This window comes from Bacillus sp. LB7, assembly GCF_030449715.1.
GTDB classification, from domain to species: Bacteria; Bacillota; Bacilli; order Bacillales; family Bacillaceae; genus Bacillus; species Bacillus paralicheniformis.
The window spans coordinates 37,844-61,559 of sequence record NZ_JASGCA010000019.1 but is presented as its reverse complement, the minus strand read 5'-3'; the positions used below and the strand labels follow the sequence as shown (position 1 = coordinate 61,559).

The following is a 23,716-nucleotide window of genomic DNA, read 5'->3' as shown; positions in this document are numbered from 1 at the left end:
TGTAGAAAAGGGGTGTGGCATTCCTCATAAAACGCGCGGATCGCGTCGCCGCCTTTTCCTTTTAAAGCATCATCAAGCGATGTGATGCCTTCAACGGCTTTTTTGACTTTAGAAAATTCGTCTGATTGTTGTTTTAATTGTTCGAGCGTTTGATCTATCGCATTGTGCAACGCTTGAACATCCAGCGTCTTCATGGCATTCTCCTCTAATCCTTTTGGTTACAATCAGTATAGAGTTTACCACTTTACGGAAACCAATTGGGGAATAAATCCTGTTCATCCATGAAAATGAATCAAATTACTTAGGTTATTAGGGCTAGTCTTTAGCTTTTTTTCCATCTGCTCTTAATAACCCCCATGAACAAAATGTATATTAATACACCGATGATATAACAAAGGGTTAATGTTTAAAAAGACAGTATTAAGAATCATCACTAGAAGGATGAGGAGTGTTGCAATCTACCATATAAACTCATATTTTTTATCACTCTGATCTTGACTCCTCTTAGATAGGGATTCAAAAAATCCCAGGAGATTATACAAACGGGTGTAAAATTGTTGAGGAAGCGAACCGTCAATATGAATGCGCTTGGTTGTTTCTCATATTAACGGTTCGATTTTTTATTATTATTGTCGTTTTTGGAACATTAGCCAAATGAACAGAGTAATTCCCACCCTGATGACTCCGATTATGAATAGGAGCTTTCATCTCTTCATCGTTTTTCAAAGTCTTGCGCTGCTTTATTTGTACGCCTGTGCAAATTCTTCAAGGCTGAAATTAAATGCTATCTGGGTATTCTACGTCATTTTCTTCAATGTTATATTGTCACTCTCAGCGTCATTGTCTCTTTTTCTTCTGAAGCGGTATTGTGAAGCAAAAAGAACTGATATCTCGAGCTTTTGTTTTTTTCTAACTTTAATCCTTACATGCCGTTCTTTTTTGAACCGGTATCCATATTTCGCTTTTAAACGTTGGGGAGCTGATATCTTGATCCTGATTCCAGAGGATTTCCGGCCCTTTTGTTTGCTCGTAATGTGAAGACGGGAACCATTCAGCATAAATGCGTCCCCAGACATTTTGAAGGGTGTCCGGAAACGGACCAGCCGCTTCAAAGACAGCCCATGTCGAGGCGGGAACTTTAAGCTGTTCATATCGGTCCGGGCATTCCTTCGTTGTCGCTGCACCGATATAATGGTCAAGCTCTCCCTGCTCTTCCATCCGGCCTTCGGAAAAGTTCGCCGATGCTTGAATCAGTCCAAGCGGCTCGACATTTGACAGCTCTTTTAATTCAGCGATGTTTTCACTGCTTAAAGCTTTCCACATCGAGGCGATTTCCGGATTGATTCCGTGAAAGACGACAGGGACCCTTTTTTTGATTCCGACGATCCGAAATGCTTTCTTTTCTACAATTCGGTAGTTCATTTCGTTTCCTCCTCTAATTGTTAACTGGAAGGTCATCGGAGGATATGCTTTCAGTGTGCTGATATCGTGCCGGGCCTCTGTCGGCGTAATGCCGTGCAGCTTTTGAAATGCGCGCGTAAAAGCATCCGGCGAGTGATAACCGTATTTCACCGCGATATCAATCACTTTTTGATTTGTGTTTTTCAATTCAAACGCTGCAAGGGTAAGCCGCCTGCGGCGAATGTATTCAGACAGCGAAATCCCTGCAAGAAAAGAAAACATCCTTTTAAAATGATATTCAGAGCAGTAAGAAAGCTTCGCAAGCGTTTGAAAGTCGATTCTGTCCGTCAGGTGTTCTTCAATATACGCCATGGCTTGATTCATGTTCTTCAGCAAATCCATTTGATGACCTCCTCTGTTTACAAAAATAGCAGAAACAGAAACCTGGCATCCGACTTTCCGTGCCCGATTGTGCAGGATCATTCCCGAGATTGTCCGCCGCTCAACCACGATGTCTTCAGCTTTTTGATGCCGTCTGCGATGCTTTTTTCAGAAAGTCCGCCAAACCCGAGGAGCACCGCGTGTGTTTCAGGAGGAGTCACATACGAGACAGAGGCTGGATATACTTTGACTCCTTTTTCCAGTGCTTTTTGAGTCAGCCACTCTTCACTCGGAGCGCTTTTCACCTCAAGGATGATGTGAAGACCGGCATTCTCTCCTCTGACTGCGGCTTGAGCCCCAAATTCACGCTTGATAGCGTCAAGGAGCGTTTTTCGTTTTTTTCGGTAGAGTGTTCTCATTCGGTTCAAGTGTCTTTGATAATCCCCGTTTTTCATAAAAAGAGCAATGGCTTGCTGCACATGGCGGGAAACCGTTTGTTTAAATAAGGATGCCATGTTGAGCCCTTCTTTGACGAGCGAAAAGGGGAGAACCATATAGCTGATCCTGAGGGAGGGAATCAGCGATTTTGAAAAGGTTCCTAAATAGATGACCCGGTGGTTCCGGTCAAGCCCTTGAAGGGAAGGGATCGGCTGTCCCGCATAGCGGAATTCCCCGTCATAATCGTCTTCGACGATATAAGCTCCGGTCGATGCTGCCCAGTCAAGCAACTGCAGCCTGCGGCCGACCGGCATGATCATTCCGAGCGGAAACTGATGGGACGGGGTGGTGTATGCGAGCTGCGGCTGATATTGTTCAAGATCTTGCACGGAAATCCCGCTCTCATCGACTGCTATAGGCACCACATTGAAGCCGCCGGTTTTCAGGACCGTTTTCGAGCGATGAAATCCGGGATCTTCAAATCCGACAGTGGTGCCTTTAGGAAACAGATGGCACAGCAACTGCAGCAAAACCGGTGTGCCGGCTCCGATGATGATTTGCTCGGGTGAACAGACCACGCCGCGCGACTCTCTGAGATAAACCGCAATCATTTTCCGCAGCGGAATGTCTCCGGCCGGGGGGCCGCTTTGGAAAAGGTCATGCCCTGATTCACCGACGGTTTTGGCGAGCGTTTTTTTCCATTGGGAAACAGGAAATGACGCGAGGTCTACATGGCCGTGGTGAAAATCGATCATGTCCGCCGCCGTCTCATGTTCTTCCAGTTCTTTTTCGGCAGGATGAGGAGGCGCAGCCTGTGCAAAGTCTCCTTCCGCTTCAGCCGCAAACCAGCCCTTTCTAGGCTTGCTGAGCAAATATCCTTCTGCAGCCAGCTGTTCATACGCGTGTTCAACAGTTGTCAGGCTGACATTTAAATGTTTGGAAAGCATTCGTTTGGAGGGTAGCTTTGTTCCAGGCTTTATGTGTCCCGAATGAATGCTGCGTTTGAAAAACGTGTACAGCTGCTGATAAAGCGGCTCGCTGCCGCTGCGGTTTAAAAAAGGGGTTATATCCATTCGATCAGCCCTTTCAATTCATCTGGTATGTTTTATTTTATCAAAACTGGCCATTTTAAAAAGACCAGTTTCCGGGTTAAAGTAGTTCCATAACCAACAGAAGGGAATGACGATGTTGCTTGATTATAGGGAATTGCATTGTGAAACAGAACTCAAGGAAGTCTATCCGATTATGAGACAGCTCCGCCCCCATTTGGATGAAACGTCTTTTTTGGAGCTCGTCAAAGAAGCGCGGGAGGCTGAAAACTACACGTTATTTGCGCTGTACGACGGCGATATTCCGGTGGCTATGGCCGGCTTTTTGCCGAGGGTCTCTTTGAATCAAGGCCGTCATGTTTGGGTAGCAGACCTGGTGACGTGTGAAAAACACCGTTCAAAAGGCTATGGAAAGAAACTTTTAGGCGCTGTTGAAGAGTGGGCCAAACGGAACGGATTGGCTTCAGTCGCTTTATCATCAGGCTTGCAGCGCGCAGACGCCCACCGTTTTTATGAAGATAAAATGAGGTATGAAAAAGCGAGCTACCTATTCCGCAAGGCTCTGAAATGAAAAACTCCCCGGTATAACCGGGGAGTTATTAAAAGCCAAGCTGCAGATTCGTATCGATAGAGACGATGGTCCATACGCAAACGAGAATGAAAATGTTCAGGACGACGCCGAGAAATCCGAGACCGGTCCGTCCTTTTTTTATGAACAGCTCGATAATTCCGAGCGGAACGGCGGCCATCGCAAAAGGAAGCATCTTATACGAATATGCGATCGTGTCGCTTAAAATAGCCAAGTTTAAGACGAACAGGGACAGAATGGCCGTTCCGACAGACACCCATCCAAATACGTTGTGCTCCTTAAAGATTCTTACCAGTTCCATAATTCCACCTCACCTACTTTAGCTGCTTTGACGGGCCCTTTTTTGATCAGCCGTTCAACCTCTTTTGACGGGCCGGTAATGACGGCTCCATACACGTTCACACCGTTTCGTTCCACATAGTCAAGCCTTTTGGAAAGCTTCAGTTTTTTCCTGCCTGAAATCGTTTCAGCCCATTTATTGTGCTTGATCATGTAGGAAAGTGCCGCTTTAAACTGCTCGTCATCGTTTTCGGCAGGATGCTGAATTTCAAAAATCCGGTTTGAATCTTTTCCGGGAAAACCGATCGGCTCTGCGTATGGATGATCTTTTAAATCGCCCTCTGTCTCAATCGCATTCCACAGAACGCGAACATCATAGTCTTTTAATTTTTCATACAGCTCTTTTGTCGGATATGCTCTTTCAAAGGAAAGGAAAGCTTCGGTTACGGTTCCGTCAGGCAGCTGTTTTAAAATCGACTCGGCTTTGGACACTGATTTTTCTTTGATGCCGTCAGGGTAGACAAAATGACGTTCTTCTTTTGAAAGCTCCTGATTGTATTGATGAATCTGCGGAGACTTCAGCTGATCGAAGAACATTTCCACTTCTTCATTTCCAACTACTTTTGTAACGTTTCCGATTTGCTTCTTTAACGGGAACTGTGTTTCGATTCCAAAGAGTTTTACTTTGTTGACAAGGGCTTCGGTATCGACTTGAATATTCGGATTTGTGACGGCAACTGTCATTGAAGCGGTTTGCACCAGTTCATTCCCTTTGCTTTCATGCCCGCCCAACCCGTAGTATAGATAGCTGCCGAGTGTGCAGATCGGCAGAATAATAAGCGTAGAAATAACAGCAAGGGTGGAAATCCGCATATATGATTTATTTTTTCCGTATCTTAAAATCGCTTTTTGCTTTTCAGGACTGATCACCAAATCCCAGTCTTCGTCTTTCATTTCCTGTTCCAGCATGTCCTGGTATTCTTCAAGCTGTTCAAGCTCTTCTTCGACCCGGAGCATTTCCGATTCGGAAAGTTCGCCGTTTTTATATTTTTCCCAACGTTTTTTAAAATCTTCATTCATCGTTAACACCTCTGTTGTAAAGTGCTTTCAGCCGCTGTCTGGCACGAAATAAAACACTTTTAAAATTAGCCTCTGAGATATTCATCAAGCTTGACGCTTCCTTGTAGTTCAATTCTTTTAAATAGTAAAGCGTAAGCGCTTCCCGGTAGTTATCGGGGAGCTGGTTCATATATAAGGTTAACACTTCCTTGATTTCGACCTGGTGAGCAGGGCTTTGCACCGCGTTTTGAAACAGGTTTCCGATCATGTCGTCAGAAATCGTCACTTCCTTTTTATGCTTTCTGACATAGTCGATAAACGCATTGCGCGCCACTTGAAAAAGCCATGGCTTCACCTTGCTGTGGTCGTAAGAATGGATGTGTATGTAAGCTCTCATAAAGGTTTCCTGAAGCAAATCCTCTGCTAGATGTTTATCTTTCGTCATGGAGAGCAGGAACCTGTAAACATCATTCATATACATTTGGTAAATTTCGTCGATAGTCACTGCCTTTTCTCCCCTCTATGTTATAAACGCATAAGAAAGGTTTGAAGTTGCACTAAATATGCCCACGGCTCATTTTTCCTCCAATTTCTTACCTTTAAAAATCATCTATCCTATATAATAACTGAACACGTCCAAAAAAACTAATCTTCATGGTGTAAAAAGACGATTTTAACGACTGAACGGCCGAAATATAAAACACAGCAGCAAAATAAGCCTTTTAGCATATCAGATCTTTATTATATGCTAAAAGGCTATTTGATTAGAGGACATCCTTCATTATCGCTGTTTTTATCGTCTGTTAAAAATATTGGCCGTGACCGCGGTGACCTTCTGCGGCCAGCGCATCGGCTTTCGTTCGATGGATGGTGCCGAACGGGTGGTTGGGCGGAGCATAGATTGAATAGAGTTTCAGCGGAGTATGGCCTGTATTGGTGAGATTGTGCCATGTTCCGGCAGGGATGACGATAGCGGTGTCATCATAGACATTTCTTTTAAATTGCAAATGATGTTTGCTCGGCCCCATCTGTACAATTCCCCTGCCTTGTTCAATACGAAGGAACTGATCAACGTGAGGGTGCATTTCCAATCCGATGTCTTCGCCGGGGTTGAGGCTCATCAGGGTAACTTGTAAATGCCTTCCCGTCCATAAAGCGGTCCGAAACGTTTTGTTCTGTTTTGCCGCTTCGTTGATGTTCGCGGTAAACGGCTTTTGTCCATAATCTCTTAAGACGATGCGTTCTTCGCTGCCGGGTGTTCGAAAAGCGCCTGCATAGTCTGATTCGTGAAACCGAACCGGGTTATAAGAAAAAGGAATATAATATGGGTATTGATTTGGATGCATATGTTTTAGGTCCCTTCATTAGCTTTATTAGGATCATCGTATGCAATAGGCATATGAAGTGTCCCGCTTAAAGTTGGTTTTTAGTCAAAACACGTTTTTTAAAAAAAGCTTCCGGGAAAACATGATATCAGACTCACAACAGGAGGGAGAGGAGCATGGAATACACCAACATATCCGGTACATCGATTTAATCGTCGCGCATCGGTCTCGGAACATGGGCCATCGGAGGTTTCATGTGGGGCGGAAGCGATGAAAAAGAAGCGATTCAAACGATTCATGCTGCGCTTGATCAAGGAATCAACCTGATTGATACCGCTCCGGCATACGGTTTCGGACAGTCGGAAGAAATCGTCGGCAAGGCCGTACAGCAGTACGGAGAACGCGACCGAGTCATTCTCGCGACAAAATCGAGGCTTGATTGGAAGCAGGAACAGCTGTACCGCGACGGATCGAGGGAGCGGATCATCAAGGAAGTTGAAGATTCGCTGAAAAGGCTCAAAACGGATTACATCGACCTGTATCAAGTGCATTGGCCCGATCCGCTCGTCCTGATCGAAGAAACAGCGGAAGCGATGAAAGACTTGTATGATGCGGGGAAAATCAGAGCGGTCGGCGTCAGCAATTTTTCCCCGGAGCAGATGGACACATTCAGAGCCGCGGCCCCGCTTCATACCGTACAGCCGCCGTACAACATGTTTGAAAGGGAAATCGAGCAAGACATTCTTCCGTATGCGCAAGATCAAGGGTTGACGACGTTATTATACGGTAGCTTGTGCAGGGGGCTTCTGTCGGGAAAAATGAATGAAGACTACACGTTCAAAGGAGACGACCTTCGAAAGCGGGACCCTAAGTTTCAAAAGCCGCGATTTAAAGAATATCTGGAGGCCGTCAGGAAACTTGATGAGTTTGCAAACGAGCGCTTCGGCAAATCCGTTCTTCATCTGGCAGCAAGGTGGGTGCTTGATCAGCCCGGCGCAAGCATTGCTTTATGGGGAGCGAGACGCCCTGATCAAATCCGTCCCGTCAGCAAAATCACCGGCTGGAGCTTAACAGAAAGTGATCAAAAAGCAATTGACGACATATTGGACAATACGATTTCAGAACAGATCGGGCCTGAATTCATGGCTCCGCCGACAAAAGAAAAAGTCTGAAAGTACCGGGGAGGAAATTCCCCGGTTTTTTTATGAAAAATCATTTTTTAGTACCAGGTAATAAAAAAAATTGTTATAATAATAAAGGGAAACCTCATACGACTACATCAATAAAGGAAGTGCCATATGTATAAATTTACTGGTTATGCTGCAAAAGCGATTCTTTCTTTGCGCGGCGGAATTAAAGTATACAATAAAGAAAATCTTCCTAAAGACACAGGTTTCGTTATTGCGTGCACACATGCAGGATGGGTGGATGTCGTCGCACTGGGTGTCGGCATTTTGCCTATGGAAATTCATTACATGGCGAAAAAAGAGCTTTTTGAAAATAAATTAAGCGGTTCTTTTCTATCAAGCATCAACGCATTTCCCGTCGACAGGGAAAATCCCGGGCCAAGCAGCATCAAAACCCCGATCAAGCTGTTGAAAGAAGGAAAAATCGTCGGCATTTTTCCAAGCGGAACGCGGTCATCTGAAGACGTTCCATTGAAAAGAGGGGCTGTCACGATCGCCCAGATGGGAAAAGCGCCGCTTGTGCCCGCCGCATACAGCGGTCCTTCCAACGAAAAAGAGCTTTTCAAAAGAGGCAAAATGAAACTGGTCATCGGCGAACCGCTCAAACAGGAAGATTTCGCTCAATATTCGTCAAAAGAAAAGCTGGTCAAAATGACGGAAGCTTTGAATGACAGTATTAAAGCTTTAGAGAAAAAGCTGGAGCAGCTATAATTCAAACATACGCAAGGAAAAACAGCTTCTCACGCACAGAAGCTGTTTTTTATTTTTTTTAAATTCACCTTGTACTCCATTTTTTAAGAGGATAAAAAAAGAGGATACAAATGCATTGTATCCTCCGGTTTGTTCACAATGTTATTCAGCTTCTTCAAGCAGCGTTTCCGCAGCTTTTTTCACCTCAACGTATGAAACGTGGTGGCCGTCGATTTCGTTGATCGTGAATTCAAATCCCTGATCGGTGATCATGTCGCCTTTTTGGACGTCATATTTTTGCGTCAGGAACCATCCGCCGATCGTGTCAATTTCCTCATTGTCGAGCTGAATGCCGAGCAGATCATTGACTTGGTTGACGAGCACTTTACCGTCGAGAATGTAGTGGTTTTCGCCAATTTTGCGGATTTCATTAATTTCATCAATATCGAATTCGTCACGGATTTCGCCGACGATTTCTTCAATGATGTCTTCGACCGTCACGAGTCCGGCCGTTCCGCCGTATTCATCAGAAAGGATCGCCATATGAACGCGTTCTTTCTGCATTTTCAGAAGCAGATCGTGGATCGGAACGGTCTCGATCACATGAATGATCGGATTGATAAACTGTTCAATCGTGTCTTCTTTGGAGCATTCTCCGCTGATGCAGGCCGTCAGTATCTCCTTAACATTGATGACGCCGACGATGTTGTCCTTATCTCCGTCTTCGACGGGATAGCGGGTATAGCCTTCGACCTTCGTGATGTCGATCATCTCGGCGATTTTCATATCATTTGGAAAGCTGACGACTTCTGTTCTCGGGATCATGATTTCCTTGGCAAGACGGTCATCGAATTCAAAAATTTTGTTGACATATTTGAACTCAGATTGATTGATTTCGCCGCTTTTATAGCTTTCTGACAGAATAATTCGCAGCTCTTCCTCTGAGTGCGCCATTTCATTTTCAGAAACTGCTTCAAGGCCAAACGCTTTCGTTAACAGCCTTGCTGATCCGTTCAGCGCCCAGATGAATGGGAACATGATGCGGTAGAACCAGATCAACGGTTTTGCAAAAAGGAAGGAAACGGCTTCCGCTTTTTGGATCGCAAGCGTCTTCGGAGCGAGCTCGCCGACAACCACATGCAAAAACGTAATCAAACTGAAGGCGATCACGACTGAAACGATGTGTGATACAGAGCTCGGAATGTTCCACTTCACAAATAGCGGTTCAAGCAGCCGGGCGACCGTCGGCTCCCCGAGCCAACCGAGACCGAGAGCCGTCAAAGTGATGCCGAGCTGGCAGGCCGATAAATATTCGTCTAAATGTGTAATGACTTTTTTCACCGAAACCGCTGTTTTGTTTCCTTCAGCAATCAACTGATCAACCCGCGAGCTTCTGATTCTGATAATCGCAAACTCAGACGCTACGAAAAATGCTGTTAAAGCAATTAATACAGCAACAAAAACCAAATTAACTATTTCCAATTAGGACCTTCACTCTAGCGTGAGAATGAAGGTAACACCTCCTGTTTAGTAAAAGATTAACTAAAGCAGCAGTAAAAAGGACTGGATGACCGTCATTTTTTCAGGAGAAAGCCGGCTTTTCAGAATCTTCCGTTCATCGGGATTCAGCCGTTTCAATCTGTTTATGATCACGGAAATATTGTCATTGACATGATCAATTTCCGTTGTCAGGCTTCCAATTTCATCATCATTCACAGTTGAAGAGGGAAACTGGTTTTCCAGCCTTACTTTAATGTCGGACAGGGCCAATCTCTGCTGCTTGCAGTCCATAATAAACTTCAGCCGTTTGAGAGCGGCTTCATCGTAATAACGGTAGTTTGAACATGATCTGTCAGGCGTTAACAGCCCGAGATTCGTATAATAATCGACAGTCCGTTTTGTTACGCCTGCAGCAGCTGCTAATTCGCCAATGCGATATTTCTCTGCCCCATCTGCATCCCTCCTCAACCATCACGTTATAGTTATAAAACATTTTAATATATTAGAAGCTGTTTATACAAGTTAATTGATCAAAAAAAGGCGTAAAATTGATGCGAAAACCTTTATTTATCTAAATATTCGAGAAAATATTGTTAGATTTAAAGTTTAGACATTTGACTGACTCTTTTTTAATAAAGTAAGATAATAGTATATATTTGGCTTGGAGGTGGTTAGATGGGGCCCTCTGCATAGTCATTTTTACAGAACGCACATCAGCCTTATTAAGGGAATTTGAATTCATCAGGAGGTGACTCCTTGTCCTTTGTGAAGGATAAGGTTAAATGGACGATATTGTTAGTCTGATAATCATCGGGATTCTGATTGCATTAACCGCTTTTTTCGTGGCATCGGAATTTGCGATTGTCAGAGTCAGAAGCTCCCGCATTGATCAGCTGATTGCTGAAGGAAACAAAAAGGCGGTTCGCGCAAAACAAGTGGTATCGGATTTGGATGAATACCTTTCAGCTTGCCAGCTCGGCATTACGATTACAGCACTTGGACTCGGCTGGATGGGGGAGCCGACGGTTAAAAAGGTGCTGCATCCGGTCTTTGAAAGCTTGCATGTTTCTGGCGCTGTATCGCACGCTCTTTCAGTTGCCATTGCATTTTTAGTGATTACATTCCTGAACGTCGTGGTTGGAGAACTTGCCCCAAAAACCATCGCGATTCAAAAAGCCGAACAGATGACACTGTGGCTGGCGGGACCTCTGCACTTTTTCAATGTTGTGATGTTCCCGTTCATTTGGACGCTGAATGCCTCAGCCAGAGTGCTGACCGGGTTATTCGGTTTGAAGCCTGCTTCGGAAAAGGATGAATCCCATTCGGAGGAAGAGTTGCGAATCCTGTTATCAGAAAGCTACAAAAGCGGAGAAATCAATCCGTCTGAATATAGATACGTTAATAAAATCTTTGAATTCGACAATCGGATCGCCAAAGAAATTATGGTGCCGCGTACGGAAATCGCCTCTGTCCCGCTGGATATGCCGATCGATGAGGCCATTTCGGTCATGCTGCAGGAAAAGTATACGCGCTGGCCTGTCTATAAAGGCGATAAGGATCATGTCATCGGCATGATCAATACGAAACAGCTGTTTACGGATATGCTCATGATGTCAGAGGCTGAGAAAAAGCGATTGTCCCTTGAAGCCTATGTCCGTCCGGTTATTGAAGTCATTGAAACCGTGCCTGTTCAAAAGCTGCTGATCAAAATGCAGCGGGAGCGGATTCACATGGCGATCTTAACGGATGAGTACGGGGGAACATCGGGTCTTGTGACGGCCGAGGATATTCTTGAAGAAATCGTCGGAGAAATCAGGGACGAATTCGATGAAGACGAAAAACCGCTCATCGAAAAAGTCTCCGATCATGAATACATCATGGATGGCAAAGTGAGAATCGATCAGGTCAATGAACTGTTTGAAGACGATCTCGAGGAAGAGGAAGTCGAAACAGTCGGCGGACTTGTGTTGAAAGAAAACATAGATATCGCGGAAGGCCAGGCGGTGCATATCGGCTCTTACACGATAACGGTTCTCGAAATGGAAGGGCGTCTGATTAAGCACGTCGAAGTGAAGCGGGAACAAACAACAGAACATGTAGAGCTGGCACCGGCAAATCCGGTCGTCGTTAACGAAGTCACCTTGAGCGAAAAATAGCTCAAGGTGATTTTTGATTTTAAGAAAAAAGTCATTTGAACAGGAACATTCGTTCGTATATAATGGGAACAAATGTTCTGTTTGAGGAGTGATTGATTTGCTGTGGTACGAAATCATTTCGGAGGAAGAGAGGAAAACGTATATTAAGCGGATCGAATTTCATTTGCGGAATTGGAAAAATTACAAAGCCGCCGTGCTCAATTTAGAAAGGAGGATGGAGAAGGAGCAAAAGAACGGGCTCGCCGTCAAAGAAAGAAACGCTGAATATCAGATCGACGCGGAAAAAAGGCTCTATCAATTTTTGCTTGATTCAATGGAAACCGCTGTCTCCGAATTGGATGAGCTCGAGCGGAAGCTGGTGGAATGCCGGTATATTCACAATTGGAGCATGGGAAAATGCGCGATGGAAATCGGCTACAGCGAAAAAACGCTGTTTTTAATGAAGAAATCGCTGCTGGACAAGCTGCTTGTCAGCTTGGCGGCGATCACGAATATTTAACGGATGCGGGAAGGACTTGTCTCAAACAAGCCCTTCTTTTCTGCGCCGCTTCAGTTTTTTTTCAGGTTCTTGACGCGATGATGACACGGGAGAGAGCAGCTTTTCTTTTATGATAAAGACAAGCTTTAAACAGCGGGGAGGTTTGACACATGTGATGAAACAAATGCCGGTCATTGTTTGAGACAAACGCTTCAGGAAAGGAGAGGAAGAACATGGATTTTTCTGAAATTGCGCTCGTTCCGCTGATTACGGGATTGGTGCATACGGTAAAGCTTGTCGGCATTCAGAAACGATTTCTCCCCATCTGTGCAATTGTCTTCGGCATCTCGATTTCTCTCTTGTTTACCGCAGGGGACTGGAAGGAAGATATGATGATCGGAACTTGGCTTGGATTGTCATCGGTTGGATTTTACTCCGGTTCAAAAAACGTCTTGAAACCATTATCAAAGGAGGAGATTGAACATGAAGATTTATTTGGATCCGGGACACGGCGGAAGTGATCCGGGAGCATCGGGAAACGGTTTGCAGGAAAAGGACGTGACGCTTGCCATTGCTCTCAAAATGAATGAGATTCTATTAAAAGAGTATGATAACGCAGAGACAAGGCTGAGCAGAACAACAGACAAAACGGTCACGCTTCAGGAGCGCACAGACGATGCCAATTCGTGGGGGGCCGATTTGTTTGTCTCCATTCATACAAACGCTTTTGACGGTACGGCGTACGGGTATGAAGATTATATCTACAGCGGCTTGACCGATGAATCTGTTACCGCTCTTTATCAACGGATCATTCACGGCGAAGTGATTAAACAGAACGGACTGAGGGACAGGGGAATGAAGAAGGCGAACTTTCATGTTCTTCGGGAAACAGCGATGCACGCCATATTGACGGAGAACGGCTTTATCGATCATCCCGAAGATTCGGCAAAAATGAAAAGCGCCGCCTGGATCGAACAGACGGCGCGGGGACATGCAGCCGGCATCGCGCTCTGCCTCGGTCTGACACACAATGAGTTCCCCCTGTATAAAGTGACGATGGACGGGGGACAAATTGGAGCTTACCAAGAAAAAGACGATGTTTTGAACGTGATTTCTGCGAATTGGGACAGCTTTCAAACAGCGGCCATTGAAAAAGGGTGAAAAGGGAAGAATCCATTTTGAATGCTTCAAAATGGATTCTTTAATGTGTCCGTGGTGTTCCTTAAAATCAAACGTAGCGGGGCACCGCTTTTGTGACGGCGGGCGCAAGAAAAAACGGGCGCCTGTTCATAGCCGAACGAGCATCATTGTTTCATCATAACACCATCTTTTCACAAAATCAGCATGCAGCCGGCCCAGAATCCCCCGAGTGAGCATGCCATTGTAAGCAGCATGTAAACCGCTGAATCCTTTACACGCTTTGCAGCCAAAAGCTGAACCGCTTCGACGCTGAATGTGGAAAATGTTGTGAAGCCTCCGAAAAATCCAGTTCCGACCACAATAGAGACCGTTTGATTGTCAATGCCGAGGCTGACGAATATGCCGAGGGCGAATGAGCCGACAATATTGACCACCATCACGCTGACAGGAATGCGGGGGCGCGGAAACATCGCCATGAGCATATTGCCGAGCCAAAATCTTAAAACGGAGCCGATTCCTCCCGCGATCATAAATCCAACTGCCATCATGATTGATACCGCTCCTTTTCTTTCCCTGACGCTCCGCTGATCCTTTTGCCGATCATGATACCCAAAAATGCGAAGCACACCCCGCAGGCGAGCGACACCATCAAGTACAGAACTCCGATGTGCGGAACGGCCGATTGCAGCAACAATACGGTCTCTTTAGAAAAAGCGGACATTGTCGTATACCCTCCGCAAAACCCCGTTCCTAAACATAGCTGGACGAGCGGCTTTTTTGCCCGAGCCGCAAAAAAACCTGTCAAAAGGCCGAGCAGAAGGCTTCCAGACGCATTTTCAATAAAAGTCGGCCAAGGAAAACCGGCGGTGCCGCCATGCAGATTGACGAAGTAGCGCAGCAGCGAGCCGAGGGTTCCCCCGATAAAAACGGCAACAGATGATTTCATACTTTTCCTTCTTTCTCAAAAATAATCCGGGTAGTCGGTAATGATCCCATCGATTTTCCAGCTTTTGAGGCGGCGTCCCGTTTTCTGCCCGTTGACCGTCCAGGCCAGCGCCTTCAAATCACAGCTGTGAATCGATTTGATCAGAAAAGGGCTGACCATCGTAGCTTTGAGGCTGACGTACCGGGCAAACTCCGCGATTTGCCGCAGCCGGCCGCGCGGCAGCATTCCGAATCGCGGCCTGATCAAAACGGCGGTCGGAATCGAAGGATACATGTGATGAAGCGCCCTCATGGCGTTTGCGTCAAACGACTGGACAATCGTGTTCATCGAATGGCCGAACCGGCTGATCAGTTGTCCCGACGCTTTTTCGATTCCGGGCTGGGTTTTGGACGACTTGATTTCGATGAGTAGGCCCGTCTTGTTGTGATACTTCCCCAGAACAGCTTCAAGTGAAGGGATTTTTTCGCCTTGAAAATCCAGGCCGAACCAGCTTCCCGCATCAAGCTTTTCGAGCTCATTCATCGTATACTCGCGAACGAAACCGGTACCGTTTGTCGTTCTGTCAACTTTGTCATCGTGGATGACGGCAAGTCTGCCGTCTTTTGTCAGCTGTACGTCGAGTTCGATAAAATCAGCCCCGAGCTTCACCGCTTTTTCAAAAGCGGCAAACGTATTTTCAGGGGCGTAAGCCGAGGCTCCGCGATGTGCGATAATATGCAAACATGTCAGCTCCTCTTGATAAAATCTTTCCATCACAAGGATACCCGATTTTGGCGATGCAAGTAAATCATTAGACTGAAGCGGACAAAAGCAGGGAGAAGAGATGTGCGACAAATTTCGGCAAAATGGTAAAAAAGGATCATTGACTAAAAATTCTGATATTTCATAATGGACAAAAGGAGGCGAGATGATGGGTAAAGGGAGAATTAAAGTGGAAGAACGGATTAAGATCGAAACCGATGCTGAAATGTTTAAAGCGACTCTCCTTGATCAAACACAGTCTCAGAAGAAGAAATAGCGGTGTTGGCCCGAATCACGTTGTCTCTGGAACAATAAAATATGATGATCTTCAGGCTGCCGAAGTGTTCGGCGGCCTTTTATGCGTGTCGACGGATATTTTTGGCGCACAATAAAGTGAGAAATTTTTTTCTCGTTTTAGTATAATAAAAGCTTGATGAGTGAAATAAGGGAGAGAAAGCAATGTTCGAAAAGTATATGACAATGGATTTCGCTGTCGATATCGGAATCAGCATCGGTATCCTTCTTTTATTTTTCGCGTTCCGAAAAATATTTACGAAGTACTTGTTCAACTTAATACTGAAATTGACGAATAAGACGAAAACAGACTTTTTCAATCAGGTGGCGTTGGCCTTTGAAAAGCCGGCCCGGTGGTTTTTTGCGATACTCGGTATTTATCTGGCCATCATTTATTCCCCGTTTTTTGATGGGCATATGGCGATCGTTCATAAACTGTACAGAGTGTCAGTGATTTTGGTCATTGTAAGCGGCCTATACAACTTAACGGCGGCTTCGTCGGTTTTATTCGATAAAATCAATAAGCGTCTTGAGCTTGATATGGATGATATTCTTGCGCCGTTTTTGTCCAAGATTCTCCGCTTCATCATTGTAGCGCTCGGAATCAGTGTCATCGCCGGAGAGTTCAATTATGATGTCAACGGATTTGTTGCCGGGCTCGGGCTCGGCGGCTTCGCTTTTGCTCTTGCGGCAAAAGACACTGTCGGCAACTTTTTCGGCGGAATTGTCATTATTATGGAGAAGCCCTTTACAATCGGCGATTGGATTGAAACGAATATTGTCACCGGATCTGTTGAAGATATATCGTTCAGAAGCACGAAAGTCCGCACGGCCGGAGAAGCTCTCGTGACCGTCCCCAACTCGGTGCTGGCTAACGAAGCAATCATGAACTGGACGAAAATGCGAAAGCGTCAGGTCACCTTTACACTCGAAATCGATCCGTCCACCCCGCGCGAGAAAGTCGAACGATGTGTGGAGCGTTTCAAAGAAATGCTCAAGTCGCACGAAGGGGTCAACCCGGATGTCATTATGGTCAATTTCGATGTCCTGAAGGATACACATTTAAGCATCTTCTTCAACTACTATACCAATACGACGGTCTGGGCCGAAAACTTGGACGTCAGACAGGATGTCAACTACCGCATTCTTGATATTATGAAAGAGGAGCAGGTTGATTTTGTTTCTCCGGGGCACAGCCTCTTTGAGTTAAAGAAAATGAAAGATCAGCAAGGAAATGCTTAGGTAACGGTTTTGGAAGGGAGACAAGCCAAATGGAGGAAAAAGCCCTGAGATTTGCGGAGATGATCGAAAATGCCGAGCGCATTACCGTTTTGACAGGCGCCGGTATGAGTACTGAATCAGGTATTCCTGATTTTCGTTCAGCCGGCGGCATATGGACGGAAGATCTGTCAAGAATGGAAGCGATGAGCCGTGATTATTACGAACGATATCCAAAATTGTTTTGGCCGAAGTTTAAAGAGCTTTTTCAAATGAAAATGACCGGAACTTATCAGCCGAATGACGGGCATCTTTATTTAGCCGATCTCGAGAAAAGCGGTAAGGATGTCAAGGTGTTCACGCAAAATATCGACGGACTGCATCTCAAGGCGGGAAGCCGCCATGTATATGAACTGCACGGGTCGATCCAAACCGCCGCATGCCCAAAATGCGAGGCGCGCTATGGTCTTGACCACATTCTTCAAGAAGAAGTGCCAAGATGCCATAGCGTCAATGGCAAGGGGAGAGAATGCGGATTCATATTAAAAACGGATGTCGTGCTGTTCGGCGATGCCGTTCAGCATTTCGACACGCTTTTTGAAGCCCTCAACGAATCCGACCTGCTTTTGGTGATCGGCACTTCACTTGAAGTGGCGCCTGTCAGGTTTGTTCCTGAAGAAGCGCACCTGATCCCCGGCTTGAAGAAAGCGATGATCAATCTCGATGAGACACCTTACGATCATTTATTCGATATTGTCATCCATCAAAAAATCGCCGAGTTTGTTCGGAAGCTTAACCGTTAAAAAAAGAAGGCGCTCCAGACCGGAGCGCCTCAGCGTGTCGACAAACCCTCGCATTCGTTGTCAGGCCTGCGCGTCGGTGCTCACGAATTCCAACATTCGCTCCGCTCCGATGCTCGGCCTTCCTAGACTGCAAGGGTTGCGGGTCACGCTGAAAGGATGACAAAATCCCAAAACTAAGAGCCGTTTTGGGATTTTGTCAACAATCTGAGGCGCTCCAGACCGGAGCGCCTTTTTCTGAGCTTCATCACAATTTTTTATAATAAAAAACGGATGCATCGAAGCCGCCGTCTGCAGATTCCGCGTATGCGGGAATGCGGCCGGCTTCGGCAAAGCCGAGCGAAGCGTAAAGAAGGTTGGACGGGTCTTTTTCCCTTGTATCCAGCACGAGAAGTGATCTGCCTTCCTGTTTCGCCCTGTCGATCGCTTTTTCCATTAACGATCTGGCGATGCCCTGCCGCCTGAAGGCGGGATCTGTCATTAACTTGCAGATTTCCGCCCTGTGGCGGCCGTTTTGTTTTGTGCATAAGTGCAATTGAACACTTCCCGCGATCCGGCCGTTTTGTTTGGCAATCCATAAAACCGAATCCGGTGTAACGGCTGTTGTCCAATAAGCCTTCGCCCGCCGCTTTTCAAGCGGAGGCAGAAAGCCGACCGATGCTCCGTCATCGACGACGCGGATGAGAAGCTCGGCCAATTGATTGGCATATTCCGCGGGTGAATGCAACTCTTCAATTTTCATTTATCCACCCCATGATTTAAAGATAACTGCATCATAATCAGAAAGCTGTTTTTTTGGCAACAAGTGTGTCAGATGATCACACTTGCGGGAGGAAATAAAAAAATCCCCTTCAGCAGGGGATCAGACATGGGATGTTATTCATGAACGGGTGTCATCGATTCATCAAGCGTTGCAAATGAATACCCCATGTTTTTTAAATTTGTCAGCAATAACGGCAACGATTGAACCGTTGAAGGAATATCATGCATCAGGATTACGATCGGCTGTTTTGTCTGCCGCTTTTCCAGCGTATTCAGCTGGTTCATGACTTCCGGAACGAATTTTTGGCTTCTGTATTTCCAGTCCATGCTGTCAATATTCCAGTCCCAATAAACAAATCCGTTCTTTTTCAGCACTTTTTTCTGCGCTTCGGTCAGCGAAGGTTTGCTCCCGTACGGCGTTCTGATTAAATGGGTTTCAACCCCGGTGATAGACTTCAGCGTTTTTTGAGCCTGCTTCATTTCCAGATGAGGAGAATTGGCGCCTTTATAAAATTGCTTTTGGTCATGGGTCACCCCGTGAAGTCCAAGTGCATGGCCCTGCTGCTTCATATTGAGAACGGCTTCTTTGTGAATCTTCATGTTCGGTTCGAGCATGAAGAACGTCGCTTTAGCATCGTGTTCGGATAAAATTTGCAGCAGCCTTGGGCTTACGGCTGAAGGCCCATCGTCAAACGTCAAATAAACCGTTTTTTCCTTCAATTTTTCTTGCTTTTTTTCCGCAGCAGCTTTTTGCTTCTCTTTTTCTTGCTTGCGCTTTTCGATCTGCTGTTTTGTGCTCAAGTGATCGAGAAGCTCGCCTTGCGTTGCTTTTTTGAGCGGAACGCTGTCTCCTTCATGCCTCATTTGGCTGTTTTCCGACACCGTAAGCTCTTTTTTCTCAGTGGCGGCAGAGGACTGTGAAAGGTCCCACACGTACAGGAGAATCAGACACAAAACAAAAAAGCACGCTGCTTTCGTCAACAGATAAGTTACAGATGGGGCAGTTTTTTTTGATACTTGGCGCATGTCACTCTCTCCGTATCATTTTTCTCGTTCCAATGCCATTATAGAATGCTAGTCTCATAAAATAATGGATCACAATGTTTAAGTATACAGGATTGGAAAGAAGATGAATACAGGATGAAGGGAAAAATATATCAAATTTTAAGAGAAAATGCTGAACGATGAGGAATGCTGTTTTTTTGATCATGAAGGCGGAGAAAAGTTTTTGGAAATATTGCACTATTTTGAAGGGCAGGGTCGTGTTAGAATGGAATGGAGAAAATTCAGAAGTCAACAAAAAACAAGGGGATGGAGAAATGAAAGTTCTTTTTAACGGCCGGCTGATGGAACGGAGCGAGTGTGCGGTTGATATTGAGGACAGAGGCTACCAATTTGGAGACGGCGTCTATGAAGTCATCCGCATTTACAATGGAATCTTGTTCACGCTTGATGAACACATTGCCCGCTTATACAAAAGCGCAGCCGAAATCGGAATCGGCTTGTCTTTTTCAGAAGCCGAGCTGAAAAGCCAGCTGAAAGAGCTCGTCGACATCAATCAGATGCGGGACGGCGGGCTGTATCTTCAAGTGACAAGGGGAAAAGCCCCGAGAAAGCACCAATACGGAGCAGGGCTTACGCCTCAGGTGACGGCTTATACATTTCCTATTCAAAAGCCTGAAAAAGAACAGCAAAACGGCGTTTCGGCTATTACTGCGGACGACATGCGCTGGCTGAGATGCGACATTAAAAGCTTAAATCTGTTGTACAATGTAATGATCAAGCAAAAAGCGCATGAAGCTTCTTCATTCGAAGCGATCTTAATTCGCGACGGATTGGTGACGGAAGGGACGTCCTCAAATGTTTACGTCGTCAAGCAAAACGTTATCTACACCCATCCTGTGACAACGCTCATCTTAAACGGCATCACGCGGATGAAAGTGCTTCAGCTGTGTGAGCAACACGGCTTGAATTATGAAGAAAAAGCGGTGACAAAGGATGAATTACTGAATGCAGATGAGGTGTTCATCACGTCAACGACGGCCGAAGTCATTCCGGTCACATCGATTGACGGGCAAACCATCGGCTCCGGAGCGCCCGGACCGCTCACCAAAAATGTGCAGACCGCTTTGCAAAACAGCATTTTGTCAGAGACAGCCAAACCGGTTTAACAAAAAAAACGCCGCTTCCATGGGGAAACGGCGTTTTTTTTACTTGCGGAAACCGAACAAAATTGAAAAGAGCGGCGATAAATATAGGAAAAACACAAACGGCAAATATTCAATGACGGGAACGCCGAGCGCGCTGGACATGAACGCGCCGCTGACTCCCCAAGGGATCATCGGATTGATTAATGTCCCTCCGTCTTCAAGCGATCTCGACAAATGCTTCCGGTCGATGCCGAGCTTGTCATACAGCTTTTTAAAGGACTGTCCGGGAATCAAGATCGATAAATACTGTTCGCCTGTCGCCAGGTTCATGCCGATGCTTGATGAAACGGTTGAGAACACAAGCCGGCCTTTCGTATGAATGCCCTTGATTACACCTTCAAGCAGGCTTGTAATCAGGCCGATTTTTTCCATGAGACCGCCGAGCGCGAATGCGATGATAATCAGGGAAACAGAGCCCATCATCGATTGAAGGCCGCCGCGGTTTAAAATCTTCTCAACGGCTTCAGTGTCGGCTGAGAAAACAGGACCATTCTGCATCGCTGACAAAAACGATGAAATGCTGGCGTCAGGCTGTATCAACGCGGCAAGAATTCCGGCGGAAACGACCCCCGCTGCAAGCGACGGAATGACGGGCGTTCGTCTGACAGCAAGTACAATCACAAGAAGAGGCGACAGAAGCGCCCAGACGCTGATGTTGACTGTGCCTTCTATTCCGTTTATGATCGCTTGAATGTTTTCGGTTGAAGCCGGTGCCGCTGTTAAAGAACGGCCCATGAAAAAGAAAAGCAAAATCGTGATCAAAAGAGCGGGGATCGTCGTTCCCGCCATATGTCTAATATGCTTGAAAATGGGAAGCTCTCCGACCCCTGCGGCAAAATTGGTCGTGTCAGACATCGGAGACATTTTGTCGCCGAAACAGGCGCCGCAAATCACAGCTCCCGCCGCCCATGTCAGTGGAACGCCGGCCGCCGCGGCCACGCCGATGAGGGCGACGCCGATCGTGCTGACCGTCGTAAAGCTGGAGCCGACCAATGAACTGATCACAAGACAGCTGAAAAGTGCGGTGAGCAGCAGGTGCTGCGGTTCAATCAGATTCAACGCGTAAACCGTTACCGTCGGAATCGCGCCGCTGTACTCCCAGACTCCGATTAAGATGCCGATTAAACAAAGGACGATAATCGGCTGAACGCCATTCCGGATGCCTGAGACAATGCCGCTTTCAAGGTCTTTCCAGGAATGGCCTTTCGCCGCGCCGACCGCAGCTAAAAAACCAACGCAAATCAACAGCGGTATGTGCGCTTCTGCTTTAAATATGAATAAGCAGGTGAAAATAATGAACAATATGGCTAAAAACAATAGAGCCGATATGGAAAACGATAGACGTTTTTCGTTTGACAAATCACACACCTCATTAGAAGAAATATCTCTCTTTAATACTTTGATGCTTTTGTGCATAAACGTATTATAACAGAAAAATAGATTATATACTTAAATTAAAATATTTCAAACATTTTTCAAAGGTTCGCCCATTCTATTTTGAAAGCGCTGACTTTTTTAAGATATAATAGATTGGAGATAGGCATGTACTTGGTACACGTTTCACAAAATAGGGGGAAATGCGAATGTCTTACACTGTTCTCAAAAGCCGGTTTTTAGATGAGGAAGCGATATGGTTGGAAAATGATGATTTAGAGGCTGTACTTGTGCCCGGGTGGGGAAGCAATTTGATTTCACTGAAGTGGAAGCCGGGCGGTTTGAAATTGTTGAAAGCGCCTGAAACAAAGGAAGAATATGACGCGAATCCGTTTTTATTCGGAATTCCTGTTCTTTTTCCTCCCAACCGGATTGATCACGGAAGATTTACATATGCGGGAAGAACGTACGAGCTGCCGATCAGTGAAAAGCCGCTCGAAAACCACCTGCACGGATTTCTTTACGATAAAAAATGGACGGTGGAAAAAGTGGAGGCAACAGAAGAGCGGATCATCGTGCAGACGAAGCTGGACTCTGATGATCATCCCGATATTAAAGCGATCTTTCCGCACTCGTTTTCCATCACCATCACCTACACGTTAGAAGGACAGCATCTGAAAATCGATGCATCGGCTGTCAACCGCGGTCAAGACCCGATGCCGATCGGATTGGGGTATCACACATCTTTCCGCTATCCTTTAAACGAAGCAGGAGATAAAGAAAGGTGCCTGTTTACTCTTCCTGCCTCAAAGCGATGGACGCTGACAGACTGCATGCTGCCGACAGGCGAGTATCGGGTGACAGAGGAGTTCAAAGCGGGAAAAATGGCAGCGGGAGAAAGGCTTGACGATATATTGGCAGCTGAACAAGACCAAGAAGGAAACAGCGCTGCCGTCATTGCGGACAGCCTCGCCGGCATTCGCGTCCGCTACCAATGCGACGGTCATTTTAAGCACTGGGTCGTGTTTAACGGTAAATCTGATCAGGATGACCTGCTTTGTATAGAGCCATATACTTGGATGACGAATGCACCGAACCTCAACCTGCCGAAGAATGTGACCGGATTTCGGGATTTGGGGCCGCAGGAAGAGCTGACGATGCGAAGCAAAATTGAGGTGGGCGGAATATAATCGATATTCCGCCTTTTACCATGAGCTTTTATCAAGCGTAAATGCTGTATGGGAGGCTTGTTTGCCCTTTCTCCAATCCAATTGAACCGTTATCTTGCGGCCGGCGAATTCGGCTTCTTCAAGCCCTTCCAAAAAAGAAACGGATTGTTCTTTTGACCCTCCGCCGGGGAATTCGCCTCCCGCGTAATCTTTCATCGGCGTCTCGACTTGGGCGTTCAAAACGATTTCATCACCAAACTTTACGACCAACTTTTCCAAATATATATCGTCCAGCTCCGCGCGGTCGCCTGTCCAGTAGAGGTCTCCGCCAAATACGCGCGGCCTTCTATCTTTTTGATCACGGCCTCCCAATTTTCATCGGCGCTTTGTCCGTTCCATTTCGGGTATTCCGTCATATAGAAACCGATCAGTCTGCCGCCGAAATAAACGGCGCAAAAGGCCGTGAAAAGGGAAGCAATGAAAAGAAGAGGCCGCTTGTATTCCTGTTTCATATGAACCACCGCCTAAAA

Annotated in this window: 29 protein-coding genes; 12 read left to right on the top strand and 17 right to left on the bottom strand. The window is 46.1% G+C overall.

Translation table 11 applies throughout. The features are described 5' to 3' along the window. The 3 genes from QMZ64_RS19350 to pdxR all read right to left on the bottom strand — a co-directional run. On the bottom strand, positions 1–194 hold a 194-nt coding region (locus QMZ64_RS19350), incomplete at its 3' end, for a T7SS effector LXG polymorphic toxin (RefSeq protein ID WP_301441522.1). A 721-nt stretch (positions 195–915) separates the two neighbouring features. Continuing rightward, entirely contained in the window at positions 916–1,803 is an 888-nt protein-coding gene (locus QMZ64_RS19345) for an AraC family transcriptional regulator (RefSeq protein WP_265627478.1), read from the bottom strand. Between the two features lie 77 nt (positions 1,804–1,880). Beyond that, entirely contained in the window at positions 1,881–3,293 is a 1,413-nt protein-coding gene (pdxR, locus tag QMZ64_RS19340; protein WP_265627477.1) for a MocR-like pyridoxine biosynthesis transcription factor PdxR, read from the bottom strand. A 112-nt stretch (positions 3,294–3,405) separates the two neighbouring features. On the opposite strand from pdxR, the gene QMZ64_RS19335 reads away from it, so the two are divergent. Continuing rightward, entirely contained in the window at positions 3,406–3,840 is a 435-nt protein-coding gene (locus QMZ64_RS19335) for a GNAT family N-acetyltransferase (protein ID WP_265627476.1), read from the top strand. 28 nt (positions 3,841–3,868) lie between these two features. Here the strand turns inward: QMZ64_RS19335 and QMZ64_RS19330 are convergent, their stop codons facing one another. From QMZ64_RS19330 to QMZ64_RS19315, 4 genes are all read right to left on the bottom strand, one after another. Continuing rightward, a complete protein-coding gene (locus tag QMZ64_RS19330; protein ID WP_003180123.1) occupies positions 3,869–4,159 on the bottom strand; it encodes a hypothetical protein in 291 nt (96 codons plus the stop codon). Beyond that, positions 4,147–5,217: an anti-sigma factor gene (locus QMZ64_RS19325; RefSeq protein WP_265627475.1), complete on the bottom strand. Its 1,071-nt coding sequence runs from the start codon at positions 5,215–5,217 to the stop codon at positions 4,147–4,149. The genes QMZ64_RS19330 and QMZ64_RS19325 overlap by 13 nt, the downstream gene beginning before the upstream one ends. Then, the gene (sigM, locus tag QMZ64_RS19320; RefSeq protein ID WP_011197692.1) at positions 5,210–5,701 is read right to left on the bottom strand and encodes an RNA polymerase sigma factor SigM; all 492 of its coding nucleotides are present in this window, start codon (positions 5,699–5,701) and stop codon (positions 5,210–5,212) included. Before sigM ends, QMZ64_RS19325 begins: the two co-directional genes overlap by 8 nt. A gap of 298 nt (positions 5,702–5,999) precedes the next feature. Continuing rightward, positions 6,000–6,542 (bottom strand): cupin domain-containing protein, encoded by a 543-nt coding sequence (locus QMZ64_RS19315; RefSeq protein ID WP_265627474.1) that lies wholly within the window; start codon positions 6,540–6,542, stop codon positions 6,000–6,002. A gap of 200 nt (positions 6,543–6,742) precedes the next feature. On the opposite strand from QMZ64_RS19315, the gene QMZ64_RS19310 reads away from it, so the two are divergent. Both QMZ64_RS19310 and QMZ64_RS19305 read left to right on the top strand, forming a co-directional pair. Then, positions 6,743–7,693, top strand: coding sequence for an aldo/keto reductase (locus QMZ64_RS19310; protein ID WP_265627842.1), 951 nt, complete (start codon positions 6,743–6,745; stop codon positions 7,691–7,693). 126 nt (positions 7,694–7,819) lie between these two features. Next, a complete protein-coding gene (locus QMZ64_RS19305) occupies positions 7,820–8,419 on the top strand; it encodes a lysophospholipid acyltransferase family protein (protein ID WP_059232064.1) in 600 nt (199 codons plus the stop codon). A 141-nt stretch (positions 8,420–8,560) separates the two neighbouring features. On the opposite strand, the gene QMZ64_RS19300 is transcribed toward QMZ64_RS19305, so the two are convergent. Together QMZ64_RS19300 and QMZ64_RS19295 are read right to left on the bottom strand one after the other, a co-directional pair. Continuing rightward, complete coding sequence (locus tag QMZ64_RS19300) at positions 8,561–9,880, bottom strand: hemolysin family protein (RefSeq protein ID WP_085059313.1); 1,320 nt, start codon at positions 9,878–9,880, stop codon at positions 8,561–8,563. Between the two features lie 60 nt (positions 9,881–9,940). Further along, positions 9,941–10,366: a Cu(I)-responsive transcriptional regulator gene (locus QMZ64_RS19295; RefSeq protein ID WP_043925061.1), complete on the bottom strand. Its 426-nt coding sequence runs from the start codon at positions 10,364–10,366 to the stop codon at positions 9,941–9,943. A gap of 314 nt (positions 10,367–10,680) precedes the next feature. Here QMZ64_RS19295 and QMZ64_RS19290 point away from each other — a divergent pair, with 314 nt between their 5' ends. The 4 genes from QMZ64_RS19290 (at position 10,681) to QMZ64_RS19275 (ending at position 13,693) form a co-directional block, all read left to right on the top strand. Beyond that, positions 10,681–12,054: a hemolysin family protein gene (locus QMZ64_RS19290; protein WP_059232075.1), complete on the top strand. Its 1,374-nt coding sequence runs from the start codon at positions 10,681–10,683 to the stop codon at positions 12,052–12,054. 97 nt (positions 12,055–12,151) lie between these two features. Continuing rightward, positions 12,152–12,553: a hypothetical protein gene (locus QMZ64_RS19285; RefSeq protein ID WP_020450746.1), complete on the top strand. Its 402-nt coding sequence runs from the start codon at positions 12,152–12,154 to the stop codon at positions 12,551–12,553. Between the two features lie 212 nt (positions 12,554–12,765). Further along, entirely contained in the window at positions 12,766–13,053 is a 288-nt protein-coding gene (locus QMZ64_RS19280; protein ID WP_003180149.1) for a hypothetical protein, read from the top strand. Next, on the top strand, positions 13,016–13,693 hold the full coding sequence (locus tag QMZ64_RS19275; RefSeq protein ID WP_265627473.1) for an N-acetylmuramoyl-L-alanine amidase family protein: 678 nt from the start codon (positions 13,016–13,018) through the stop codon (positions 13,691–13,693). Before QMZ64_RS19280 ends, QMZ64_RS19275 begins: the two co-directional genes overlap by 38 nt. 170 nt (positions 13,694–13,863) lie before the next feature. Here the strand turns inward: QMZ64_RS19275 and crcB are convergent, their stop codons facing one another. Genes crcB through QMZ64_RS19260 form a run of 3 tightly spaced genes read right to left on the bottom strand, consistent with a single transcriptional unit; the run spans position 13,864 to position 15,371 of the window. Then, positions 13,864–14,220, bottom strand: a complete 357-nt coding sequence (gene crcB, locus QMZ64_RS19270; RefSeq protein WP_146875162.1) for a fluoride efflux transporter CrcB — start codon at positions 14,218–14,220, stop codon at positions 13,864–13,866. Beyond that, entirely contained in the window at positions 14,217–14,618 is a 402-nt protein-coding gene (locus QMZ64_RS19265; protein WP_265627472.1) for a fluoride efflux transporter FluC, read from the bottom strand. The genes crcB and QMZ64_RS19265 overlap by 4 nt, the downstream gene beginning before the upstream one ends. A gap of 15 nt (positions 14,619–14,633) precedes the next feature. Further along, on the bottom strand, positions 14,634–15,371 hold the full coding sequence (locus QMZ64_RS19260) for a glycerophosphodiester phosphodiesterase (protein ID WP_301441521.1): 738 nt from the start codon (positions 15,369–15,371) through the stop codon (positions 14,634–14,636). A gap of 157 nt (positions 15,372–15,528) precedes the next feature. Between QMZ64_RS19260 and QMZ64_RS19255 the strand changes: the two genes are divergently transcribed. The 3 genes from QMZ64_RS19255 (at position 15,529) to QMZ64_RS19245 (ending at position 17,674) form a co-directional block, all read left to right on the top strand. After that, positions 15,529–15,636: a YhdX family protein gene (locus QMZ64_RS19255; RefSeq protein WP_003180159.1), complete on the top strand. Its 108-nt coding sequence runs from the start codon at positions 15,529–15,531 to the stop codon at positions 15,634–15,636. A 182-nt stretch (positions 15,637–15,818) separates the two neighbouring features. Next, on the top strand, positions 15,819–16,895 hold the full coding sequence (locus QMZ64_RS19250; protein WP_265627470.1) for a mechanosensitive ion channel family protein: 1,077 nt from the start codon (positions 15,819–15,821) through the stop codon (positions 16,893–16,895). A 29-nt stretch (positions 16,896–16,924) separates the two neighbouring features. After that, the gene (locus tag QMZ64_RS19245) at positions 16,925–17,674 is read left to right on the top strand and encodes an NAD-dependent protein deacylase (protein ID WP_265627469.1); all 750 of its coding nucleotides are present in this window, start codon (positions 16,925–16,927) and stop codon (positions 17,672–17,674) included. 244 nt (positions 17,675–17,918) lie between these two features. Here the strand turns inward: QMZ64_RS19245 and QMZ64_RS19240 are convergent, their stop codons facing one another. Beyond that, positions 17,919–18,413, bottom strand: a complete 495-nt coding sequence (locus QMZ64_RS19240; RefSeq protein ID WP_265627468.1) for a GNAT family N-acetyltransferase — start codon at positions 18,411–18,413, stop codon at positions 17,919–17,921. A gap of 134 nt (positions 18,414–18,547) precedes the next feature. Continuing rightward, the gene (locus QMZ64_RS19235; protein ID WP_265627467.1) at positions 18,548–19,459 is read right to left on the bottom strand and encodes a polysaccharide deacetylase family protein; all 912 of its coding nucleotides are present in this window, start codon (positions 19,457–19,459) and stop codon (positions 18,548–18,550) included. Positions 19,460–19,752: 293 nt separating this feature from the next. On the opposite strand from QMZ64_RS19235, the gene dat reads away from it, so the two are divergent. Continuing rightward, positions 19,753–20,604, top strand: coding sequence for a D-amino-acid transaminase (dat, locus tag QMZ64_RS19230; protein WP_243939367.1), 852 nt, complete (start codon positions 19,753–19,755; stop codon positions 20,602–20,604). Positions 20,605–20,643: 39 nt separating this feature from the next. Here the strand turns inward: dat and nhaC are convergent, their stop codons facing one another. Continuing rightward, the gene (gene nhaC / locus QMZ64_RS19225; protein WP_301441520.1) at positions 20,644–22,002 is read right to left on the bottom strand and encodes a Na+/H+ antiporter NhaC; all 1,359 of its coding nucleotides are present in this window, start codon (positions 22,000–22,002) and stop codon (positions 20,644–20,646) included. Between the two features lie 224 nt (positions 22,003–22,226). Here nhaC and QMZ64_RS19220 point away from each other — a divergent pair, with 224 nt between their 5' ends. Then, positions 22,227–23,207 carry an aldose 1-epimerase gene (locus tag QMZ64_RS19220; protein WP_265627465.1) on the top strand — a complete coding sequence of 327 codons (981 nt, stop codon included), beginning with the start codon at positions 22,227–22,229 and terminating at the stop codon, positions 23,205–23,207. A 15-nt stretch (positions 23,208–23,222) separates the two neighbouring features. Here the strand turns inward: QMZ64_RS19220 and QMZ64_RS19215 are convergent, their stop codons facing one another. After that, the gene (locus tag QMZ64_RS19215) at positions 23,223–23,558 is read right to left on the bottom strand and encodes a DUF4944 domain-containing protein (protein WP_265627464.1); all 336 of its coding nucleotides are present in this window, start codon (positions 23,556–23,558) and stop codon (positions 23,223–23,225) included. After that, entirely contained in the window at positions 23,447–23,698 is a 252-nt protein-coding gene (locus QMZ64_RS19210; RefSeq protein WP_265627932.1) for a DUF4944 domain-containing protein, read from the bottom strand. Before QMZ64_RS19210 ends, QMZ64_RS19215 begins: the two co-directional genes overlap by 112 nt. Positions 23,699–23,716: the final 18 nt, after the last annotated feature.

What these genes read in the sequence shown, in the direction of transcription:
- QMZ64_RS19280 (WP_003180149.1), top strand. Translation starts at nt 12,766, where the DNA reads ATGGATTTTTCTGAAATTGCGCTCGTTCCGCTGATTACGGGATTGGTG.
- QMZ64_RS19245 (WP_265627469.1), top strand. Translation starts at nt 16,925, where the DNA reads ATGGAGGAAAAAGCCCTGAGATTTGCGGAGATGATCGAAAATGCCGAG.
- QMZ64_RS19255 (WP_003180159.1), top strand. Translation starts at nt 15,529, where the DNA reads ATGGGTAAAGGGAGAATTAAAGTGGAAGAACGGATTAAGATCGAAACC.
- QMZ64_RS19305 (WP_059232064.1), top strand. Translation starts at nt 7,820, where the DNA reads ATGTATAAATTTACTGGTTATGCTGCAAAAGCGATTCTTTCTTTGCGC.
- QMZ64_RS19315 (WP_265627474.1), bottom strand. Translation starts at nt 6,542, where the DNA reads ATGCATCCAAATCAATACCCATATTATATTCCTTTTTCTTATAACCCG.
- QMZ64_RS19275 (WP_265627473.1), top strand. Translation starts at nt 13,016, where the DNA reads ATGAAGATTTATTTGGATCCGGGACACGGCGGAAGTGATCCGGGAGCA.
- crcB (WP_146875162.1), bottom strand. Translation starts at nt 14,220, where the DNA reads ATGATGGCAGTTGGATTTATGATCGCGGGAGGAATCGGCTCCGTTTTA.
- QMZ64_RS19250 (WP_265627470.1), top strand. Translation starts at nt 15,819, where the DNA reads ATGTTCGAAAAGTATATGACAATGGATTTCGCTGTCGATATCGGAATC.
- QMZ64_RS19210 (WP_265627932.1), bottom strand. Translation starts at nt 23,698, where the DNA reads ATGAAACAGGAATACAAGCGGCCTCTTCTTTTCATTGCTTCCCTTTTC.
- QMZ64_RS19335 (WP_265627476.1), top strand. Translation starts at nt 3,406, where the DNA reads ATGTTGCTTGATTATAGGGAATTGCATTGTGAAACAGAACTCAAGGAA.
- QMZ64_RS19290 (WP_059232075.1), top strand. Translation starts at nt 10,681, where the DNA reads ATGGACGATATTGTTAGTCTGATAATCATCGGGATTCTGATTGCATTA.
- QMZ64_RS19220 (WP_265627465.1), top strand. Translation starts at nt 22,227, where the DNA reads ATGTCTTACACTGTTCTCAAAAGCCGGTTTTTAGATGAGGAAGCGATA.
- QMZ64_RS19345 (WP_265627478.1), bottom strand. Translation starts at nt 1,803, where the DNA reads ATGGATTTGCTGAAGAACATGAATCAAGCCATGGCGTATATTGAAGAA.
- QMZ64_RS19265 (WP_265627472.1), bottom strand. Translation starts at nt 14,618, where the DNA reads ATGAAATCATCTGTTGCCGTTTTTATCGGGGGAACCCTCGGCTCGCTG.
- QMZ64_RS19240 (WP_265627468.1), bottom strand. Translation starts at nt 18,413, where the DNA reads ATGAAAATTGAAGAGTTGCATTCACCCGCGGAATATGCCAATCAATTG.
- pdxR (WP_265627477.1), bottom strand. Translation starts at nt 3,293, where the DNA reads ATGGATATAACCCCTTTTTTAAACCGCAGCGGCAGCGAGCCGCTTTAT.
- dat (WP_243939367.1), top strand. Translation starts at nt 19,753, where the DNA reads ATGAAAGTTCTTTTTAACGGCCGGCTGATGGAACGGAGCGAGTGTGCG.
- QMZ64_RS19235 (WP_265627467.1), bottom strand. Translation starts at nt 19,459, where the DNA reads ATGCGCCAAGTATCAAAAAAAACTGCCCCATCTGTAACTTATCTGTTG.
- QMZ64_RS19330 (WP_003180123.1), bottom strand. Translation starts at nt 4,159, where the DNA reads ATGGAACTGGTAAGAATCTTTAAGGAGCACAACGTATTTGGATGGGTG.
- QMZ64_RS19325 (WP_265627475.1), bottom strand. Translation starts at nt 5,217, where the DNA reads ATGAATGAAGATTTTAAAAAACGTTGGGAAAAATATAAAAACGGCGAA.
- QMZ64_RS19260 (WP_301441521.1), bottom strand. Translation starts at nt 15,371, where the DNA reads ATGGAAAGATTTTATCAAGAGGAGCTGACATGTTTGCATATTATCGCA.